Origin of the sequence: Mesorhizobium sp. M7A.F.Ca.AU.002.02.1.1 (assembly GCF_003998535.1) — a bacterium.
GTDB classification, from domain to species: domain Bacteria; phylum Pseudomonadota; class Alphaproteobacteria; order Rhizobiales; family Rhizobiaceae; genus Mesorhizobium; species Mesorhizobium ciceri.
Map to the genome: position 1 here is coordinate 1 of NZ_RZPB01001133.1, position 1,418 is coordinate 1,418.

Genomic DNA, 1,418 nt, shown 5'->3' on the forward strand with positions numbered 1-1,418 from the left:
CACCAAGGTCGATCCGATGCGTGTCCGCCTGCCGGTCGGCAAGGTGCTGAAGGGCGATGACCTCGTCGCCTTCAAGCGCGAACGCGAACGCATCGACGAACTGTTGAAGCAGGAAGACAGCGATTCGCTGAAGGTTGCGAGCGCCAAGATCGACGGTTGATCGGCTTCAGCCTGGCGTATCTTCGGCCTTTCGCGGCCATGGCAATCGATCACCGGGAATGGTCGTCCAGGCGATAACAGCCGCAAGCAGGCAAAGCAGCGCGGTCACCGAAGAAACCGCGGCAAACGCGGCGTCGCTGGCGGCGAGCCTTGTCGCATCGATGGCCGGGGCAAGCCCGGCTGGCGCCGGTTCACCAAATCCCGGGATGCCGGACGTTGCGCTCGCGTCCAGTGCATTCGCGTAGACCCACGCGGCAAGCGAGCCCATCGCCGCCACCGCGATCAGACCGCCGATGCGTGAGACGGCATTGTTGATGCCGGAGGCCGCCCCCGTGTCCTTGTCCTCCACCGCCGTCATGATCGCGGTCGACAAGGGCGACACGACCAGAGCCATGCCGAGCCCCATCAGCCCCATCAGCGGGAATGTTCCGGTCCAGAAATTGTGGATGCCGGCGTAGGTGAGCAAGGCCAGCCCGGCAAACGCAAAAGCCACGACCAGGCTGCCGCAGGCGATCGGAAAACGCGGTCCGATCCGGTCCGACAGCTTGCCGACAGGTCCCGACAAAAGCGCGATCGATGCCGACAAGGGCAGGAAGATGAAGCCGACCTCGGCCGTGCTCAGGCCCCAGCCGGCGATCAGCAGCATTGGCAGATAGAAAAGGTTGGCCGACAGCGCAAAATAGAGGAAGAACGTCGCCACATTGGCGCCGGCGAAAGCACCGACGCGAAACAGGCTGAGGTCGATCATCGGCTCGCGCTGCCGAAGCTCGAAGACGATGAAGACAGCCAGCAATACGACGCCGGCGGCAATGCTCGGCCCTGCCATGAGGCCCTCGCCGCTGGCGCTCATCGAGGTCAGCCCATAGGCAAGCGCACCGAAAGCCAATGTCGCGAGCGCTGCACCGCCGAGATCCAGGCTGCGTTTCTCCGTCGGCACATCGGCCGGAACCTTGGCCAGCAGAAGCCAGATCGAAATCAAGCCCAGCGGCAGGTTGATGGCGAAGATCGCCCGCCAGATGCCGTCACCGAAGGCCGACAGCACGAAGCCGCCGAACACCGGGCCAAGTGCCGTGGTCAGCGCCGAAGCCGCCGCCCAGATGCCGATAGCACGGCCGCGTTCTTTCTTCGGGTAGGCCTTGGCGATGATGGCGAGGCTGCCAGGCACCATGATTGCCGCACCGATGCCCTGCAACGCGCGAAATGCGATCAGCACAATTGCATTCGGCGCCAGCGCACAGGCAAGCGAAGCGAGGATGAAC

1 protein-coding gene is annotated in these 1,418 nt (G+C 64.2%); it reads right to left on the reverse strand.

Annotated elements, in window-relative coordinates:
• Positions 1-166: 166 nt before the first annotated feature.
• Positions 167-1,418: MFS transporter (locus tag EN879_RS35790; protein WP_127274709.1), on the reverse strand; the 1,252-nt coding region annotated here is incomplete at its 5' end.